This is a genomic window from Lacinutrix cladophorae (genome assembly GCF_053604645.1).
Window position 1 is genome coordinate 189005 of record NZ_JBSHNR010000110.1, and the last position, 18528, is coordinate 207532.

An 18528-nucleotide genomic window follows, 5' to 3' on the forward strand; every position below is an offset into this window, starting at 1 on the left:
TTATTTGAATTCTTCTAGGTTAATTGTTTTCGGTTTTTGAGCTTCATGTGTATGAGCTGTACCTACAACAACATTTAAATTACGGAATAATGCTGCACCTAATTTGTTTTTAGGAAGCATTCCTTTTACTGATTTTTCCACTAATCTTGCAGGATCTTTTCCATACAATTCTGTAGCAGTTAAACTTCTTTGACCACCTGGGTAACCAGTGTGACGAATATAAGATTTGTCCGTCCACTTGTTTCCTGTTAAGTTGATTTTTTCTGCATTGATAACAATTACGTTATCTCCACAATCAACATGTGGTGTGAAGCTAGGTTTGTGTTTTCCTCTTAAAAGTTTTGCAACTTTAGAAGATAAACGACCCAAAGATTGACCTTCAGCATCCACTAAAACCCACTGCTTATCTACAGTAGCTTTGTTTGCTGAAATCGTTTTGTAGCTTAATGTGTCCACGTTATTAATAATTTTTTACCTGTCTTTGACTAGGTAGATTAAACATTCCTCTCTTAAAAAAGAGTTTGCAAATTTACGATTATATATTTGAATACCAAATAGTGTGACAACTTATTTTTTCAGTGATTCTCAATAGGTTGTAGTTCCTTTTATAGGTTAGCTTTTTTATTATGTATTTTTAAAGCGATACCTATTATCTAATAGGCACTTTTATTAGCTTTGCATTTTTAAAAATAATTATAATGATTTCAGTAGATAATTTAGCAGTAGAGTTTAGTGGTCATACCTTATTTAGTGACGTGTCTTTTACTATTAATGAAAACGATAAGATTGCATTAATGGGGAAAAATGGTGCTGGAAAGTCTACCATGATGAAAATTATTGCAGGTGCTCAAAATGCAACTCGAGGCAACGTAAGAACACCAAAAGATGCTGTAATCGCCTATTTGCCACAGCATTTATTGACGGAAGATAATACTACAGTATTTGATGAAGCTTCTAAAGCCTTTAGTCATGTGTATACCATGCGAGATGAAATGGAGGGCTTGAACAAGCAACTTGAAACTAGAACCGATTATGAATCTGATGAATACATGAAAATCATTGAGCGTGTTTCCGATTTAGGAGAAAAATATTATGCGCTTGATGATGTGAATTACGATTCCGAAGTAGAAAAAGCATTAAAGGGTTTGGGATTTAAGCAAGAAGATTTTAAAAGACTAACTAATGAATTTAGTGGTGGATGGCGAATGCGAATTGAGTTAGCAAAAATTTTATTGCAAAAGCCAGACCTTATATTATTAGATGAGCCAACCAACCATATAGATATTGAATCTGTAATTTGGTTAGAAGATTTTTTAGTAAATAAAGCCAATGCCGTTGTGGTAATTTCTCACGATAAAGCATTTATTGATAATATTACTAATCGTACCATAGAAGTAACCATGGGACGTATTTACGATTACAAAGCAAATTATAGTCATTATTTACAATTGCGAGAAGATAGGCGAGCACATCAAATAAAAGCCTATCAAGAACAACAAAAATTTATTGCCGATAATCAAGCTTTTATTGATAGATTTAAAGGTACATACTCTAAAACAAACCAAGTGTCATCTAGAGAACGTATGCTAGAAAAGTTAGAAATCATAGAAATTGATGATATAGATACCTCTGCTTTGAAATTACGTTTTCCGCCAACACAACGTTCAGGAGATTACCCAGTAACGGTTAAGGATATTTCTAAATCTTATGCAGAGCATGTGGTTTTTAAAGATGCAAGTATGTCGATATCTCGAGGAGAGAAAGTCTGTTTTGTTGGTAGAAATGGTGAAGGGAAATCTACTATGATTAAAGCCATTTTAGGAGAAATTGATGTAGAAGGTGATTGCAGCTTAGGTCATAATGTGAAGGTTGGTTATTTTGCCCAAAACCAAGCAGCTTTGCTAGATGAAGACTTAACTATATTTCAAACGGTTGATGAGGTCGCTAAGGGAGATGTTAGAACTCAGATTAAAAATATTCTAGGTCGCTTTATGTTTAAAGGTGATGAGATTGATAAAAAAGTCAGCGTGTTGTCTGGAGGAGAAAAAACCAGATTAGCAATGGTGAAGCTATTGCTTGAACCTGTAAACTTACTCATTCTTGATGAGCCAACGAACCACTTAGATTTAAAGTCTAAAGATGTGCTTAAAGAAGCATTACAAAATTTTGATGGAACACTAATACTTGTCTCTCATGATCGTGATTTTTTGCAAGGCTTATCTAAAAAAGTTTTTGAATTTAAAGATCAGCGCGTGATTGAGCATTTTGAAACGATTGATGATTTCTTAGTTAGAAATCGTGTGGAGAGTTTAAAAGGATTGGATTTGTAATTTAGAATAGCTAAAATTTTCAAAAAGGTTAACGTAAAAATATACGCAATTTGACGTATTGTATTACGTGACTTCATATAATAAGTTTGACCATATCTTAAATTTATTATTATGAAACTACAATTACACCTATTTAAAAAATTTAAATGTATCCTTTTTTTTCTAATTGGTTTGCATGTGACTGCTCAAGAATTAGAATGGGCAAAACAAATTGGAGGGAATGTAAATCAAGAATCATTAGACATTACACTAGATGCATCTGGGAATATTTATACAACTGGATGGTTTGATGGTACTGTAGATTTTAATCCAAGTGGAGACGTTTTTAACTTGTCGGCAACAGGAAGTAGAGATGTGTTTATTTCTAAATTAGATAGTTCGGGTAATTTTATATGGGCTAAACGTTTTGGGTCATTTGGTTATGATCAAGCATATTCTATTGATGTTGATGCTTCTGGAAATATTTATATTACAGGTTGGTTTGAAAGCACAGTAGATTTTGACCCTGGCTTAGGTGAATTTAATATCACTTCTAATGGTGGTTATGATGCTTTTATTCTAAAATTAGATGCTAATGGTGACTTTATTTGGGCAAAAAACATAGGAGGAAGTTCCTATGATATTGGGTACTCAGTAGTTGGTGATGCAAATGGTGTATACCTAACGGGACGCTTTCAGGGAACAGCAGATTTTGATCCCAATGCTTCTGTGTATAATCTTACTGCTACAGGACTTATAGATGTTTTTACGGTAAAACTTTCAACTGCTGGTGATTTTGAATGGGCAACCCAATATGGTACGACAAATTCTAATATTGGAGAAGCAGTTGAAGTAGATGCTTTTGGAAATGTTTATACCTTGGCACGTTTTAAAGGCACTGTTGATTTTGACCCTAGTGCTACCGAGTTCAATTTAACATCTTTTGGAGCAGATGATATTGCAATCGTTAAACTTAATGCGAACGGTGATTTTGTTTGGGCAAAGCAAATGGGAGGAGCAGGAACTGAAGAACCAACCGAAATGGTTATTGATGCTAATGGAAACATTTATACTACAGGTTATTTTAGTAATGTTGCAGATTTTGATCCTAGTGCTGCACAAAGCATGTTAACCTCTCAAGGTTCTTTTGACGTGTTTGTTTCTAAGTTAGATGCTAATGGTGATTATGTTTGGGCGAAACAACTAGGAGGAACAGGTTCTGATGACGGTAAAGGTCTTGATGTAGATAATCTTGGAAATGTATATCTCTCAGGAATTTTTAATGGGACTTTAGATGCAGATCCTTCTGCAAATGGATTTCCTTTAGCGTCTTATGGAGATGATGATGTTTATGTTGTAAAATTAGATGCTAATGGTGATTTTGTTTGGGCAACTCATTTTGGAGGAGTAGGAGAAGACTTAGGGAGAGCAGTAGTTGTAAATAAAACGACTTTTGATGTCTATGTTACTGGAACCTTTGAAGGTGTGTCTGATTTTGATTCAAGTGTATCAGAAACAACATTGACATCTTTAGGTTTTACAGATGTTTTTATTGCTAAACTTTCTGGAAATAATTTATCTCTAATAGATGATTTAAATGCTTTGAGCTTTGATTTTTATCCAAACCCGGTTGCTAATCAACTTCATGTAAAAAGTGATTCGCCAATAAAAGGATCTATACAAATTTTAGATATTTCAGGTAGAATTATTAACTCATGGCAACTAAATATGACTGGTAATATTTCGGTTCTAAATATGGAATCTTTACCAACAGGGACATATATTTTAAATTTGATAACAGGTACTACTTCATATTCTAGAAAAATATTGAAACTTTAGCTAAACTAAAATTGAATTGTTTAATGTATCCTCGCGTTAGCTATTAAGGTGTTTGTTGAAGCTCTTTTTTGTGCTGTTATATAAGCAGGACAAAAAAGTGATTGCCAGAATTTTCATATTCACGAATTCATTAATATAAATAGTTTTAATGAGTAAAGAACGAGTGTTGGGTAACGTCCAAAATACTTGTCTAATCATGAGTAAGGTAGCATCAAATGATGCTACCTTTAAATTTCATTTGATATAAATTCCATTTTTGGAATCGTTTTTGTATTTAATATAATGCACAATATTTAATTTAACCATTAGTTATATCCTTATGAGAGTATTATTAACCATCCTATTTTTATATAGTTCTTTAAATGTTTCTGCGCAATTTAAATCTGGTTTTAACGCAAACGAAGCAACCTTTACTATTGCTATGAACAATAGTTTTAATTTTATTAAACAATATGGAACTAACGAAACTATAATTCCAGAGCAATTTAATTTACACTATACTTCTAATGTTTTAAGTATGGATAATAAGTTTGAAGTCTATGAAAACAATAACATAGGCATAATTAATTATAGAGGTTCTACAGATAAAATGATTAGTTGGGTAGAGAATTGTTATTCTGCAATGATTCCTGCAAAAGGAACCATTATTATCGATGAAAAAGAACATGATTATGCTTTTGCTACCAGCGAAAATACAGCAATACACGCGGGTTATGGGTTGACTATTGTCATTCTTTCCGAAGCTATTAAAGAACAAATTAAAGCATTAAACAATAAAGGAATCTACCACATCATTATAACCGGACATAGTCAAGGTGGTGCATTGGCAACCATGACAAGAGCATATTTAGAGAATTTACCTAAAGGAGAATTGTCTATAAGGAATAGATATAAAACCTATGCATATGCACAGCCCATGTCTGGAAATAAAGAATTTTCTGAAGAATACAACACAAGATTTAGTGATAAAGGAACGAGTTATTCTATTATAAATGCCGAAGATCCTGTGCCTTATATGCCTTTTAATTATGAAGAAGATAAACTAATTACAAAAGAAAAAATAAGCGGATGGCTTTTCGGGAAAAAAGAATTTAAAGCTAAAAAGTTGGGTCAAGATGCTTTTATCAGATTATTTGAAAGAGGATTAACAGGTTATGTAAAAGGAACTAATTCTTTAATAAATAAGATTCTTGGATTAAAATTCGGGAAAATTGTAATGCCTGAATTTGTAGCAGATATTAATTATTATCCTACAGGAGAACTTAAAGAACTTCCAAAATTTACCTACCCAAAAATAGAAGTAGATACTCGTGATTTAATGGAAGACCAATTAAAGGGTTTAGAACAAGATGCCAACGGGAAATGGTATAAAAAAGAAGCAAAATTTTTTCAACATAAACCGTATAATTATTATGTTGCCGTTTTAAAAAAATGGAACACTCCTGCATATTATTCATTAGATGAAATGTATTTGGTAAGTGATTTGTAAATAGTAAATTATAATTTTGATTGGCTAGGTTTCTTAAAAAAACAAAAAAATGGAATATATTAAATACTGTTTATTAGGATTCATAATCCATCTATTCACATAAAAAAAGGCTAAACCCTTTTATAATAATGTATAAGAGTCTTTTTTTGACTATTTTTGCAGCAATATGCAAGAATTACAACTTTCAGATTGGTTACCTACCACAAACAAAGAGGTTAAAATACGCGGCTGGCAAGAACTAGACGTTATCCTATTTAGTGGTGATGCTTATGTAGATCACCCAACCTTTGGTCCTGCAGTAATTGGGCGTTTGTTAGAAAGTTTCGGATTGCGTGTTGCCATCGTTCCGCAACCAAATGTAAACGATAATCTACAAGATTTTGTAAAACTTGGAAAACCAAGATTGTTTTTTGGTGTTACTGGTGGTTGTATGGATCCTATGATTAGCAACTATAATGCGAACAAAAAGAAACGGGACAAAGATGCATATACCCCAAATGGAGATATTGGTTTTAGACCCGATTATGCATCTACGGTTTATTCTAAAATTTTAAAAGAAAAATGGCCTGATACTCCAGTTTTAATTGGAGGGATTGAAGGTTCTCTTCGACGTGTAACGCATTATGATTATTGGAGTGATAAATTACTGCCAACTATTTTAGAAACCTCTAAAGCAGATATGTTGGTGTACGGAATGGGAGAACAACCATTACGTGAAATTATTCGTTTGTTAGAAAAAGGTGTGCCATTTAGTAGTATAAATACCGTAAATCAAACTGCAGTTCTTTTAAATAAAGAGGATAAAATTCCGAAAAATAGTAATTGGGAAGATGTTGAAATCGCTTCGCATGAAATTTGTTTAAAAGATAAAAAGAAATACGCTTCGAATTTTAAAGTGATTGAACAAGAATCGAATAAGCTTGCTGCAAGACGTATTTTTCAAAAAGTAGGACAAAAGGTGTTGATGATAAATCCACCATATCCAACCATGACAGAGGCAGAAATTGATGCTTCATTCGATTTGCCTTATACACGATTACCACATCCAAAATATAATAAGCGTGGACCAATTCCTGCGTTCGAAATGATTAAGTTCTCTATCAACATTCATAGAGGATGCTTTGGTGGTTGTAGCTTTTGTACTATTTCTGCACATCAAGGAAAATTTATTGCTTCACGTAGCCAAGAATCTATTTTAAAAGAAGTAGATACTGTTGCTAATATGCCAGATTTTAAAGGCTATTTAAGTGATGTTGGAGGTCCAAGTGCCAATATGTATCAAATGAAAGGGAAAGTACAATCCATTTGCGATAAGTGTGTTGCACCTAGCTGTATTTCACCAGTAATATGTAGTAATTTAGATACCTCACATAAGCCGTTAACCGAATTATATCAAGCAGTAGATAAACATCCAAAGGTTAAAAAATCCTTTATAGGATCCGGAATTAGACACGATATGTTAGTTCCAGAATTTAATAAAAATGCAGATCCAAAAGAACTGGACGATTATACTGAAGAAGTGATGACAAAGCATGTTTCTGGACGACTTAAAGTTGCGCCAGAACACACCAGTGATCCCGTTTTAAAACTGATGCGTAAACCATCGTTTAGTTATTTTCATAAGTTTAAAGAACGGTTTGATAAAATAAATATTAAGAAAGGATTAAAGCTTCAGTTAATACCTTATTTTATATCCAATCATCCTGCTTGCGAAGTTGAAGATATGGCTAATCTAGCTGCCGAAACGAAAGATATGGGGTTTCAGTTAGAGCAAGTACAAGGATTTACTCCTACACCAATGACTGTAGCTACTGTAATTTATTATAGTGGTTATCATCCTTATACGCTTAAAAAAGTAAACACACCAAAAACGAGAAAAGAAAAAGACGAACAACATCGTTTTTTCTTTTGGTATAAAGACGAAAATAAAGCATGGATTAAAAAGACTTTAAATAAAGTTGGTCGTCCAGATTTACTACAGGTTTTGCTTCCTGAGAAAACCGAAAGATGGCGTAAAAACAAACCGACTGGTGATGCCAAAAATACCTTTAATGATGCTGTGCCTTTTAATCAAAGAAAAAATAAAGCAAAGTTTAGAGGGAAGAAGAAAAGACGATAATATTTTATATTTACTACTTTATTTTTTAGTTTGTAATATACTTACTTTATATTCGTAAATTATTGATTCTTTTCTATGAATATTATTGGTATTTCTTGTTTCTATCATGATGCAGCTGCTTGTTTAATACACAATGGTAAATTAATTTCTGCAGCTCAAGAAGAAAGATTTTCTAGAATTAAACACGATAAGTCTTTTCCAAAAAAAGCGATAGATTTTTGCTTAAAGGAAAATAAACTTACCATCTCCGATATTGATTTAATTGTTTTTTACGAAAAACCATTTATTAAATTCGATCGCATCATTAATACACTATTAAACCAAGCTCCATTTACATTTAGTTTGTTTAAAAAAACATTGATGTCCTGGTTAAAAAATAAACTTTGGGTTTCTAGTATTATAAAAGACGAATTAAATTACAATGGAGAGATTATTTATAGTGAACATCATGAAGCACATGCAGCAGGTAGTTTTTTTACTTCACCATTTAAAGAGGCTGTAATTGTTACTATTGATGGTGTAGGAGAAAAAGCTTGCACTTCTATTTCTGTTGGTAAAGATAACAACGTAGAAATTATAAAAGAACAACACTATCCGCACTCCATTGGTTTGTTATATTCTGCATTTACTCAGTATTGTGGTTTTAAAGTGAATTCTGGAGAGTATAAATTAATGGGGTTAGCACCTTATGGTAAACCAATTTACAAACAACTTATTTTAGAAAATATTGTTAGTTATGATGCTTCTGGTTTAGTAGAATTAAATTTGAATTGTTTTTCTTTTGAAAAAGGAAAATCGACCATTAACTCTAAGTTCTGTGATGTTTTTGGGAAAAAGCAAAGAGCTTTAGATGGAGAGATGGAAGATTTTTATTGCAATATAGCTTGTTCCATTCAAGCGGTTATTGAAGATATTATATGCACTGTATTAAAGCATGCTAAAGAATTAACAGGTTTAAATAATTTATGCCTTTCTGGTGGAGTAGCTTTAAATTGTAAAGCAAATGGCGAGCTTTTAGGAAAGTATATATTCGATAATATCTGGGTGCAACCTGCTTCAGGAGATTCTGGATGTTCTGTTGGTGCAGCCTATATTGGATGGAATCATCATTTAAAAAAAGAAAGAGTATTTTTAAACGATTCTTTAAATGATCAAGCTTACTTAGGTTCTTCTTATAGTAATAAAGATATAGAGAAATATCTTGGCACCTACAAGTTAACATATCAAAAATTAGATAATGCTACTCTTTGCGATACGGTTTCTTCCGCTTTACAGCAAAAACAAATTGTAGGTTGGTTTCAAGACGAAATGGAATTTGGCCCAAGGGCATTAGGACATAGAAGTATATTGGCTAGCCCATTATTTGAAGACATGAAGAAACATGTTAATTTAAATATTAAATTTAGAGAAGGTTTTAGACCATTTGCTCCCATTGTACTTGAAGAAGATTGTAACGAATGGTTTGATATGAAACATGTAGTTTCAAAATACATGTTGTTTACAGTAAAAAGTGACAAGAAGAAAGAAATTCCGTCGTGTATTCATGAAGATAATACGGCAAGAGTTCAGACTTTAAATAAAACTGAAAATCCGTTATTACACAATTTGATACATAATTTTAAATCTAAAACAAACTGTCCTGTATTAATTAATACTTCATTTAATGTGCGCGGAGAACCAATTGTAGAATCTCCTTTAGATGCTTTAAGGTGTTTCTTTTATACCAAAATGGATTTGTTAGTTTTAGGGAATTTTATTTTGCAAAAAAAGGATAATTTAGAAGTAGATCAACAATTAATTGTAAGTGAAAATTATGAATTGGATTAAAACAACACTTTCTAAGATTATAGAGACAAGTAAATCCCCAAAGAAACAGAAGGAGTTTGGTTATTTGTCTGCGTTTGTAATTTTTATTATTTTAGGAATATCCATTTATAAAAATGGACTTGTATTAAACCAAAGTCAGATTTTTATTGGCAGTAGCCTATTATTAATATTACTTATTACTTTTACTTTAAAGCGTATTTTTTTACCTTTTTTAACTTTATGGTTGTTAGTAGGTGAGCTTTTAGGATTTGTAACAAGCTATTTTATTATGGGTATTGTTTATTTTACTCTTTTTTCACCAATATCACTTCTTTTAAGATTGTTTAAAAAAGAAAAAACATATAAGGCTGCGTGGGTACTTGTGGATAGAAAAATTGATTATAAAAAACTAAGCTAATTATGAGTAAGTACGAAACTTTAAAACAATTAGGAGCTTTTTTAATAGAGCAAAAAAAATTCTGGTTAATTCCTATTATCATTGTGTTAGTTCTTTTAACATTACTTGTTGTTTTTGCGGAGAATTCTGTAATAGCACCTTTTGTGTATACCTTGTTTTAATGGGATGCAGCTATTTAATAAAACTGTTAAACTAATATTTAAGATAGCAATTGTAGCTTTTCTAACCTTGTTTTTGTTTGAAATGGCTTATAGATATCATGTTATTGATTTTTATAGCGCACAAACAAACGGTTTAAATTCCCAAAAGGATTTAGATGCTACAAATATAAATCTCATGGTATTTGGTGATTCTTTTTCTGCAACGTCTAAAGAGATTAATTATGTAGACATGCTCAGGGAAAGCCGACCTGACTCCTCGGTTTTAAATTTTAGTGTTCCTGGATTTGGTATTCGACAGGTTAATACTTTTGCATATAAAAAAATTAAAAGATATACGCCGAAAGCAATTTTATATCAAGTATATGTTGGAAATGATTTGATAGATGTAAATCATTTATGGGATTTAGAAAAGTTTTCTTTTTCTAGAAACTTGTACTGGGAAGCTTCCGATCATTTTTTGAGTTTGGGTTATTTAAATCAGCGATTAGCAATTCTTAATGTAAAGACAGAAACTAGGCTTTCCGGAATATTAAAAAAAGAGTTTGATAGCAGTTTTTATGATATTCGTACAAAACGATTTCTAAAAAGTGACGCTTATTATTTAGATAATATGTTAATGCTAAAAGGCGGTTTTAAGAAACGTTATTTGTCTTGGCTAAAGCATATGCAAGATTTTTTAGATACAGTTCCTCAAGATGTACCTGTTTATATAGTATGGATTCCTCATCAAGCACAAGTAGGTGATTATTATTACCAAAGCATGATAAAACTTGGAGCAGCGTTTCAAGAAAAGGCTGCAATTCAAAATCCAGAGTATCCTTTTTTTAGTGAGGCAAAAAGAGATTTAAGTAACTATAAAAATGTTACACATATAAACCCGTTACCATTTTTTCAATCTAAAGACACAGTAAATAACAGGTTGTATTTTGTAAACGATCCACATATTAATAAGAGCGGAAACACTGTGTTACATAGTTTTTTACAAAGTCAAATACCTTTTAATTAATACCCTTTTTATTGTTTGTTATTCCGTTTTTGGTACTGTTTCGTTTTTATTCATTTTTAGTGTCAATTCCGATTTTATATAGGATAACATTTTTTTAGCAACCAATTTATTTCCAAATTCTCCTGTGTGACAGAAATCGAAATATGTAGTTTTATTTGCGTTATCAAATACATCACTAATATCTACAAACGTTGAATCTGTAATCATTAATGAATCTTTTCTAACAGTTTCATAAGATAACTTGTATAAGTTTTCATAATACTGCTGGCTTTTAAAATATCCTTGTTCTGCTTCTGTTAAATTTTTCTTTGAAAAAATATTCGGTTGCATAAAATTAAACGCTTTAAAACCATAAGCATTCTCTAAATTTTTAGAAATTTTAACGTAACCAATATACGTTTCGGCAATATCAGTAGCCAACGCATCTGGACGAGCAGTTAGCTGTTTGTATGCCGAATTTGTAAATATTTTACGCTGCATTGTAGTAACGAATCTATGTAAATTACTAGAATATACCATTAATGAAATACGCTTTTTGTAACTATGTGCAATTTTAAATTCTTTTCGTCTATTGTATGCATTTGTTGGAGTGCCAGCTTCGTTATTTTGGTGTCCTGAAATAACTTCGTTTACGCCATCATAAAAAATTACAATATCTGGAATATTGTTTTTAATTAATTCTCTTTGTAGCTGAATATTCTCTGTAGCCCGCGTATAACCATGACAACCAAAATTGGTAACTTCTACATTTTGGCTTGGAAAATTATTATGAATTAATTTAGATAATTCGGAGGGTATGGTGTGTTCGTCTCGTGCTCCAGAACTATACATGGTAGAACCTCCAAAACAAAATATTTTTAATGCTGTTGCCGAGTCTTTCAAACTAGGGTTTACTGTTTTACGGAGCCCGTTTTCATAAATTGTATTGTGTTTTCCATTCATTGGTTTAAAACGATAATGCAAGTATGGTTCCCATTTCATGTCTTGTTGACGTAATTCTCTGAAGATTTCTTTAATGGATTCGTTATCCAAATCATCACCTTCATATAAGCCAGAAGCGATAATACGTTCGGTGTTTCCATCAATACCACTTTTGTCGTGGTAATTATAAAAAATGCCCAATCCAATTTCTAAAAAAAGAAAAAGGATTATCATGTTTATGAATAATGTATAGATGACTTTGATTTTGTTTTTCACAGATAAAATAAATTATAAGATATATTTTAATTTCTTATTGAGCAGAATTAAAAGGTGGCTTCCAATTCCAGAAAGTATAATGGTTAGAAAAGCTAAAGGTGTTGATTTTAATTCAAAAAAACTAAGAATCAAAATAATAATTAAAGGATGAATTAAATATAGCGCAATAGAATAGGAGGATAAAACTTTACTATTTATATTAGAATGAAGCGTAAAAGCAAAAGAAGTAATTAATAGTATTGGTCCTAATAATAAAAAGGAAATACTCATATTAAACGATGCATTTGCGTTTATATAATAATTAATTAAACTCTCTGCAGTAAGTAATAAAAAACTTATGGCTAAAAGTATTACCGCTTTCTTTTTATTAAATTTTAAATGAAATTCTGTTCGGTGAATTACATACCCAATACTTAAAAACGGTAATGCGAAAAATAGAAAATTACGGTGTATTGGTGGAAAATCGATTAGTTTTGCTAAAATAGGAGATGTATTAAAAACAGCAAAATTACTTAAAGTTTGAATGGTGTAACCTATTAAATACAAAGTAATAGCAATAACAAGTAAGGTGGTGTTAGAATGTTTACGGATTAAATATAACAATAAGCCACCTAATAAGAGTGCTGCTAAATACCATAAATGATTAAAACCAAATAGCAGTGTAGGAATAATTTTTATGGGATTTTCATGTACGGGAATTATCCAGAAATAAACAAAAATGAGCATCCAAATTGTATATAAAACTCCAACACGTTTTGCCCAGGTTTTTATGCGATTATTTTGAAATACGCCAAAAAGAAAGAATCCATTTATACAAAAAAAGAAGGGAATTGGAATTCGAAACCAGCCGTTGCACGTTACATGATATGCCATTTTATCATAGTCAAATAAAAAACCACAATGCACAGCAATAATAAGTATAGCAGCTATAATTTTTAAAATATCTAACAGTATGTTTCGTGAAGTGTTTTGCAAATCTATTGTGATTTTTGAATACTAAAGATATAGTTTTTCTCTTTTACAACACTCTTTTTTAAAATCAACTCTAAAGATAAACCGTTGTTATTGGCAATTTGTTTGATGTGTTCTATTTGGCAATCTTCCGATAAAATCATCCAAGTGTTTGGAGCAATATGATATTGTAATTGAAAGAATAACTTTTTAAAATATTCAAAATCTTCTCCGCAAAACCAAGCGCGTTCTTTGTCGTTTTTTGGTTTTTTGGGATAATATGGAGGATTTATTAAAATATACTCAAATGTCTTGTCTTCTAAGTTTTCAAACAAATCAGAATATAAAACATTTAATGCGATTTTATTTTTAATGGAAGCTTCTTTTAAGGCGTCAATTGCTACTTGATTAATGTCAGAAGCAGTTACTCTTGCGCCTTTAGAAGCTGCAAATAACGATATGATTCCGGAACCACAACCAAGCTCTAAAAACGATTTGTTTTCCAGATTAATAGGTTTTATATAATCTAAAAGAATTTTTGTACTAATGGTAAAGTGAGGTGGAAATACTTCGGCACTAATAGCTACCTCAATATTTTCATAGCTGTATTTTCTTTGCTTTAAGTGATAGGTGTTAAACGCTAACTTTGCAACTGGAAATATGATTTTTTTTAATTTTTTAAGCATATTTCTATATGTTATTCTGAATAGAAACCTTCAATTTCTGGTTGGCGGTATTTCCAGATTTTATGAAGTAATTTAATTTCATAGGGAAATTTATACCAACCATATTTAAAACGATAACCAGAAACTAGTTTTAGTAAACTTTTTTTGTAACCTTTTATTCTAAAGTCTGAAACAGTAGGGTAGTACCCATTTAAGACCGTTTCAAAATTTTGAATGGTATCGATCATGTATGGTTTTAGCCAAGGTGTTAACGGGTTTTTTCGTAAATCAAATTTCTCCCAACTTGGAGCTATCCATTCTTCTAATGTTTCTGGAAATGAAAAACCAGCATCTACAATTTGTTGGTACAATTCAGAACCTTCTGTAGGAACTGGACTGTATAAATAGATTATTATTTCGGCATCTGGGTTTATGCCTTTTATTTCTTTAATAAAATTAATATCCCATAGAATTTGTTCGTATACCTTTTTTTCATTTTCTCCTGGCAAGCCTAAAACAAAGGAAAGCTCTGGAATGATGTCTGCTTTTTTCATGCGTAAAACAAAATCTTTAATCATTTGACCAGATTGTGTTCCGCCTTTATTCATTTGTTTTAGTACTTCATCATTTCCTGTTTCGGCTCCTAAAAACATCATTCTACAACCAGCTTTTCGCATTAGTTGTAAATCTTCATCCGAATACTTATTAATAGTGTCGATTCTTCCTTCTCCCCACCATTCTATATTATCGTTTAGTACTAGATTAGAAAATTCTAATACACGTTTTTTGGATGTAAAAAAGTTATTATCATGAAACTCAATAGCATCAATATTGTATTTGTTTTTAAAATAACTAAAGTCTTTATAAATAGTAGTTGCCTTTTTCGCTTTCCATTTTGCATTATAAATGGGTACAACAGCACAAAAGGAACAACTAAATGGGCAACCCATACTAGAATGATATGCAAATGTTTTTTTTCCCATAAAAGTTTTAGCTAAGTAATTCTTTAAAGGATAGAAAGTGTTGAAGTATTCGTATGGATATGCTGGTAAGGTGTCTTGATCTAGTAAGGCTTCTTTTACTGTTTCGATGATTTTTCCTTCTTCATTTTTGAAAATTAAGTTTCGAATTAGTAGTAATTTTTCGTCACTTTTTCCTTCTAAAACATCTAATAATTGTGGGAATGTATTATCTCCAGGTCCGTTAATAATATAATCTACGTACCCCGAATTTAAGCATACCTTATGTTGGTTAGAAGCAAAATATCCACCCCAAATATTAATCGATTCAGGATATAATTCTTTAATTTTTTTTGCATAAGGAATAGCTTGCTTCAATTGTGGGCCAGGCATTACTGTAAGGCAAAAATACTTAAATTCTCCCGTGGCAAAATAATTGGAAATAGTTTCCCATGGGTCTGTTTCCATATTACCGTCTACAAAAACATATTCATATTTCCCATGAATTGCCGCACCAACCTGGATGATCGTATTGGGTAAGCGATGCTTTGCATTGGCGCTTCTTGGGTTAAAAATGATAATTTTATTTTCCATTATTTTACTTTTTTAAAAAGGTAATTAGGATTACTATATATTTTTATAAACTGCGGGTTTTTTAAAATCTCAGAAATGAATTTGGCACTGCCAAAATGAGATCCTTTAGCTGAGTCATCAATTAAAACATAGCCGCCAATTAAAAGTTTTTGGTTAACATTATTAAAATCCATTTTTGTTTGATTATAAGAATGATCTCCATCAATATAGCAAAAAGCTATTTTTGAGTTTAAATTAAAATCTCTATTAAAAACATCTGTAAATTGTTTTTTTGTGTTCCAATTATTAAAAAAACTATCGGATGTTGAGTGACATATAAAAGGTAAATGTTTTGGGTTTAGAAAAGTTGTGGCATTTATAAAAGAGTTTTTAATATAATTCATATAATCCGTCCTTTCGATTTCTTTTTTGCCATCTATGTGGTTTTCTACCACTCCAAGATGATCCTTAAACCCTTTGTATATCCATGCGTCACAGCCATAATGTAATACCTCTTTGTTGTGTTTTAATAGAAGATGTAAAATTAAATTTGTCGATAATCCACCGTAAACACCAATTTCAAAAGTGATTCCATTTTCAGGCATATTTCTAATAGCGTGATCTATTAAAAAAACATTTCCTTCATTTAACATTCCTTCTCCAATTACAGAACATCGCAATCTAGCAATAAATGAATCTTCAATTTTTTTTATTTTAGGTCTAAAAATCATGAAACTAATAACATTGTTATAATTTAAAAAGATTCGTTGAGTTTCTATTAAATTTTGAAAAAGCGTATTTCTTTTTTATGGGAACGTTACACATTTTTGTTTTGTAATTTACATATTGCTATTTGCTAAAATATAACTTGAAAGCTTCTCAGCAAAGATTTGATTGGCTTTTCCGTTAGGATGTGGATCTAATTCATTCACAATATATTTAAATAGGTTTTTATTTTGAAAAAATTCAGAAACATCTAAAAACAGTAAATTGTTCTTTTCGGAAAGTTTTTTTATTGTTGCAACTCGAATCGGATCATAAACTAAATCCAGATAAAAAATGAGACCTTTGCTGTTGTTTTGTGATAAAATATTTTGAAGCGTTTTAAACTGCTTGTCTATGTAGTTTATATTTGCTGTGTTGTATGAAACAGGTTCGGTTGCTGTTGCTTTTAACTTGATTTGTAATAGCTTTTTAATATACGAATCCCAAAAAACGTTTTTCTTTGGCTTAATGGTGAAATCTTCTAATGAGAAATCTGTACCAATTTCAAAGTGATCGTTAGATGCGCAAAAGCCAATCACGACTAAATCTGGATTGTAATTTAAGGTATTTCGTTTTAAAATTGTTATGTAGTTTGATAATGCATATCCTGAAACGCCAAAGTTGAACACTTCGTAGTTTTCATTTTTATTGGAGTTGTTTAATGTTCTTTCTGTTTGATATACATATGTTTCCTGTTCTTTTACACCAGTTCCCATGGTGAAAGAATCCCCTAAAACAGCTATTTTAGTAGTATTTGCATTCAATTCATGATCCCGATCTCGAAAACCTTCCGCATTTGTTTTAAAATCGACAAGCTTGTATTTTGTGTCTAAATTTGGAAGTAATTCATATTTTAATTGGTCGGAATTGGAATATTTTAATAATCCAGAATTATCTAAAATACCAAACGAATTTGTACGAGAATAGGAAAAAGCTGCTCCACCAAAAAAATAGACTCTTGCAATAAGTTCTCCCATTAGAAAACTAAGAGAAATGCCAATTAAGATGGATAAAATTTTAAATTTTATTTGTTTCATTATTAAAATGCACTGCAACATCTGCTACAAGCAGGAAATAATCCGCCAGCACTATGTAAGTCTGTTCTTAATTTCTTTAAAATTTGGGCATTCCAAAGTTGTTTTAAATTTTTTTTATAAAGATTTCCAAGCTCTATATTGTAACACCTTCCATGTGAAGGAATAATACTTCCGTCAGATTTAACCATAATACTTGTAAATACATCATTACACATTTTTCCAATAATCTTTTCAGGCTTGTGATAAAACTCGTGAAGTTTTTCTTTAGATGCTATTTCCGGAGAAAAACTTACTGGAAAATTATAAGTAGCAGCTTTAATTGCTGCAATTTCTTCCCAAAGTACATCTAAATCAAAATTATCAATATTAACTTCATCCACGTTAGAGTTAGTTGCAGGGTATGATTGTGACCAAATTTCGTTATGCGTATCTGCAATATGTTGTTTTGTGAAATTAGAATGCATAAATCCAATTTGACCCAATGGGTATGCTTTAAAAAAATCTAAAAACTCCTTTAGATAGCCAATATTCCATTCTGTAATAACACAAAATACGGATACGGAAGCTTTTGGTTGTAAACGGAACAATTCCTCCATGCCCTCTACTGCTTTTTGAAACGATTTTTTATGTCCTCTAATTTCGTTGTGAATGTCTTGTGGTCCATCTAGCGAAATATATAAATTAGTAGCATTGTTTTTCGCTAGAATCTTTGCTTTTTGTTTTAGTACTAGAGCATTTGTTGTAATCGAAGTTTGTATGTTTTTCTTCTTAGCATATTCTAAAGATGCTTCTAGGTGGGGATATACCAATGGTTCTGTAAATGCATATCCCAGTCTTGTTTTAGGAAAATGAAATGCCATTTCATCAATAATTTTTTCAATCAAAGGTAATGGCATATTTATAGGGTGGGTGCCAACTAAATTTTGAGCAAAATTGGTATCTAAACTTTTTGTCCCGACATCACACATTTTACAATGTAGATTACATACATTATTTACACCTAAAATAATCCATTCTGGAGCAAACATATAGTTGTTTGGAAGCAGTTTTTTATTGATTTTTTTTATTGTAGCAGTGTTCATAATGCCTTGTTTCTGTTTTATGTATGCAGGGAATTAAGTGTTGAAATATATGTCGTGTTTTTCAAATTTACATTTTAATTAAAAAAATGAAGTGTATCTATCAAGTATATTTTATTATTTTTTAATTTTTGATGAAGAATCTACGTATAGAC

16 protein-coding genes are annotated in these 18528 nt (G+C 31.0%); 8 read left to right on the top strand and 8 right to left on the bottom strand.

Going from position 1 to position 18528, the window contains the following annotated elements; translation table 11 throughout:
* Positions 1–456 (bottom strand): 50S ribosomal protein L13, encoded by a 456-nt coding sequence (gene rplM / locus ACVC3Y_RS08195; protein WP_452226600.1) that lies wholly within the window; start codon positions 454–456, stop codon positions 1–3.
* Between the two features lie 242 nt (positions 457–698).
* Between rplM and ACVC3Y_RS08200 the strand changes: the two genes are divergently transcribed.
* The 8 genes from ACVC3Y_RS08200 to ACVC3Y_RS08235 all read left to right on the top strand — a co-directional run bounded on the left by ACVC3Y_RS08200 (position 699) and on the right by ACVC3Y_RS08235 (position 11147).
* Entirely contained in the window at positions 699–2330 is a 1632-nt protein-coding gene (locus tag ACVC3Y_RS08200) for an ABC-F family ATP-binding cassette domain-containing protein (RefSeq protein WP_303422805.1), read from the top strand.
* A 111-nt stretch (positions 2331–2441) separates the two neighbouring features.
* Complete coding sequence (locus ACVC3Y_RS08205; RefSeq protein ID WP_452226601.1) at positions 2442–4148, top strand: SBBP repeat-containing protein; 1707 nt, start codon at positions 2442–2444, stop codon at positions 4146–4148.
* A 319-nt stretch (positions 4149–4467) separates the two neighbouring features.
* Positions 4468–5637: a lipase family protein gene (locus tag ACVC3Y_RS08210; RefSeq protein ID WP_452226602.1), complete on the top strand. Its 1170-nt coding sequence runs from the start codon at positions 4468–4470 to the stop codon at positions 5635–5637.
* A gap of 166 nt (positions 5638–5803) precedes the next feature.
* Positions 5804–7756, top strand: coding sequence for a YgiQ family radical SAM protein (locus tag ACVC3Y_RS08215; protein WP_452226603.1), 1953 nt, complete (start codon positions 5804–5806; stop codon positions 7754–7756).
* Positions 7757–7831: 75 nt separating this feature from the next.
* Positions 7832–9583 carry a carbamoyltransferase family protein gene (locus ACVC3Y_RS08220; RefSeq protein ID WP_303422793.1) on the top strand — a complete coding sequence of 584 codons (1752 nt, stop codon included), beginning with the start codon at positions 7832–7834 and terminating at the stop codon, positions 9581–9583.
* The gene (locus tag ACVC3Y_RS08225; protein ID WP_303422790.1) at positions 9570–9980 is read left to right on the top strand and encodes an SxtJ family membrane protein; all 411 of its coding nucleotides are present in this window, start codon (positions 9570–9572) and stop codon (positions 9978–9980) included. The genes ACVC3Y_RS08220 and ACVC3Y_RS08225 overlap by 14 nt, the downstream gene beginning before the upstream one ends.
* 2 nt (positions 9981–9982) lie before the next feature.
* A complete protein-coding gene (locus ACVC3Y_RS08230; RefSeq protein ID WP_303422788.1) occupies positions 9983–10141 on the top strand; it encodes a DUF5989 family protein in 159 nt (52 codons plus the stop codon).
* Positions 10142–10223: 82 nt separating this feature from the next.
* Positions 10224–11147: a hypothetical protein gene (locus ACVC3Y_RS08235; RefSeq protein WP_452226604.1), complete on the top strand. Its 924-nt coding sequence runs from the start codon at positions 10224–10226 to the stop codon at positions 11145–11147.
* Positions 11148–11165: 18 nt separating this feature from the next.
* Here the strand turns inward: ACVC3Y_RS08235 and ACVC3Y_RS08240 are convergent, their stop codons facing one another.
* The 7 genes from ACVC3Y_RS08240 to ACVC3Y_RS08270 form a co-directional block, all read right to left on the bottom strand.
* Positions 11166–12302, bottom strand: coding sequence for a hypothetical protein (locus ACVC3Y_RS08240; protein ID WP_452226605.1), 1137 nt, complete (start codon positions 12300–12302; stop codon positions 11166–11168).
* A 54-nt stretch (positions 12303–12356) separates the two neighbouring features.
* Entirely contained in the window at positions 12357–13319 is a 963-nt protein-coding gene (locus ACVC3Y_RS08245) for an acyltransferase family protein (protein ID WP_452226606.1), read from the bottom strand.
* A 2-nt stretch (positions 13320–13321) separates the two neighbouring features.
* The gene (locus ACVC3Y_RS08250; protein ID WP_452226607.1) at positions 13322–13981 is read right to left on the bottom strand and encodes a methyltransferase; all 660 of its coding nucleotides are present in this window, start codon (positions 13979–13981) and stop codon (positions 13322–13324) included.
* An 11-nt stretch (positions 13982–13992) separates the two neighbouring features.
* Positions 13993–15513, bottom strand: coding sequence for a B12-binding domain-containing radical SAM protein (locus ACVC3Y_RS08255; RefSeq protein WP_452226608.1), 1521 nt, complete (start codon positions 15511–15513; stop codon positions 13993–13995).
* Positions 15513–16223 carry a class I SAM-dependent methyltransferase gene (locus ACVC3Y_RS08260; protein WP_452226609.1) on the bottom strand — a complete coding sequence of 237 codons (711 nt, stop codon included), beginning with the start codon at positions 16221–16223 and terminating at the stop codon, positions 15513–15515. The genes ACVC3Y_RS08255 and ACVC3Y_RS08260 overlap by 1 nt, the downstream gene beginning before the upstream one ends.
* 108 nt (positions 16224–16331) lie before the next feature.
* Positions 16332–17294 carry an SGNH/GDSL hydrolase family protein gene (locus tag ACVC3Y_RS08265; protein WP_303422767.1) on the bottom strand — a complete coding sequence of 321 codons (963 nt, stop codon included), beginning with the start codon at positions 17292–17294 and terminating at the stop codon, positions 16332–16334.
* A gap of 2 nt (positions 17295–17296) precedes the next feature.
* Positions 17297–18376 (bottom strand): radical SAM/SPASM domain-containing protein, encoded by a 1080-nt coding sequence (locus ACVC3Y_RS08270; RefSeq protein WP_452226610.1) that lies wholly within the window; start codon positions 18374–18376, stop codon positions 17297–17299.
* Positions 18377–18528: the final 152 nt, after the last annotated feature.

Bases quoted from the DNA above. Each gene is read 5' to 3' on its own strand.
- ACVC3Y_RS08200 (WP_303422805.1), top strand. From the start codon at position 699: ATGATTTCAGTAGATAATTTAGCAGTAGAGTTTAGTGGTCATACCTTA.
- ACVC3Y_RS08205 (WP_452226601.1), top strand. From the start codon at position 2,442: ATGAAACTACAATTACACCTATTTAAAAAATTTAAATGTATCCTTTTT.
- ACVC3Y_RS08210 (WP_452226602.1), top strand. From the start codon at position 4,468: ATGAGAGTATTATTAACCATCCTATTTTTATATAGTTCTTTAAATGTT.
- ACVC3Y_RS08215 (WP_452226603.1), top strand. From the start codon at position 5,804: ATGCAAGAATTACAACTTTCAGATTGGTTACCTACCACAAACAAAGAG.
- ACVC3Y_RS08220 (WP_303422793.1), top strand. From the start codon at position 7,832: ATGAATATTATTGGTATTTCTTGTTTCTATCATGATGCAGCTGCTTGT.
- ACVC3Y_RS08225 (WP_303422790.1), top strand. From the start codon at position 9,570: ATGAATTGGATTAAAACAACACTTTCTAAGATTATAGAGACAAGTAAA.
- ACVC3Y_RS08230 (WP_303422788.1), top strand. From the start codon at position 9,983: ATGAGTAAGTACGAAACTTTAAAACAATTAGGAGCTTTTTTAATAGAG.
- ACVC3Y_RS08235 (WP_452226604.1), top strand. From the start codon at position 10,224: ATGGCTTATAGATATCATGTTATTGATTTTTATAGCGCACAAACAAAC.
- ACVC3Y_RS08240 (WP_452226605.1), bottom strand. From the start codon at position 12,302: ATGATAATCCTTTTTCTTTTTTTAGAAATTGGATTGGGCATTTTTTAT.
- ACVC3Y_RS08250 (WP_452226607.1), bottom strand. From the start codon at position 13,981: ATGCTTAAAAAATTAAAAAAAATCATATTTCCAGTTGCAAAGTTAGCG.
- ACVC3Y_RS08255 (WP_452226608.1), bottom strand. From the start codon at position 15,513: ATGGAAAATAAAATTATCATTTTTAACCCAAGAAGCGCCAATGCAAAG.
- ACVC3Y_RS08260 (WP_452226609.1), bottom strand. From the start codon at position 16,223: ATGATTTTTAGACCTAAAATAAAAAAAATTGAAGATTCATTTATTGCT.
- ACVC3Y_RS08265 (WP_303422767.1), bottom strand. From the start codon at position 17,294: ATGAAACAAATAAAATTTAAAATTTTATCCATCTTAATTGGCATTTCT.
- ACVC3Y_RS08270 (WP_452226610.1), bottom strand. From the start codon at position 18,376: ATGAACACTGCTACAATAAAAAAAATCAATAAAAAACTGCTTCCAAAC.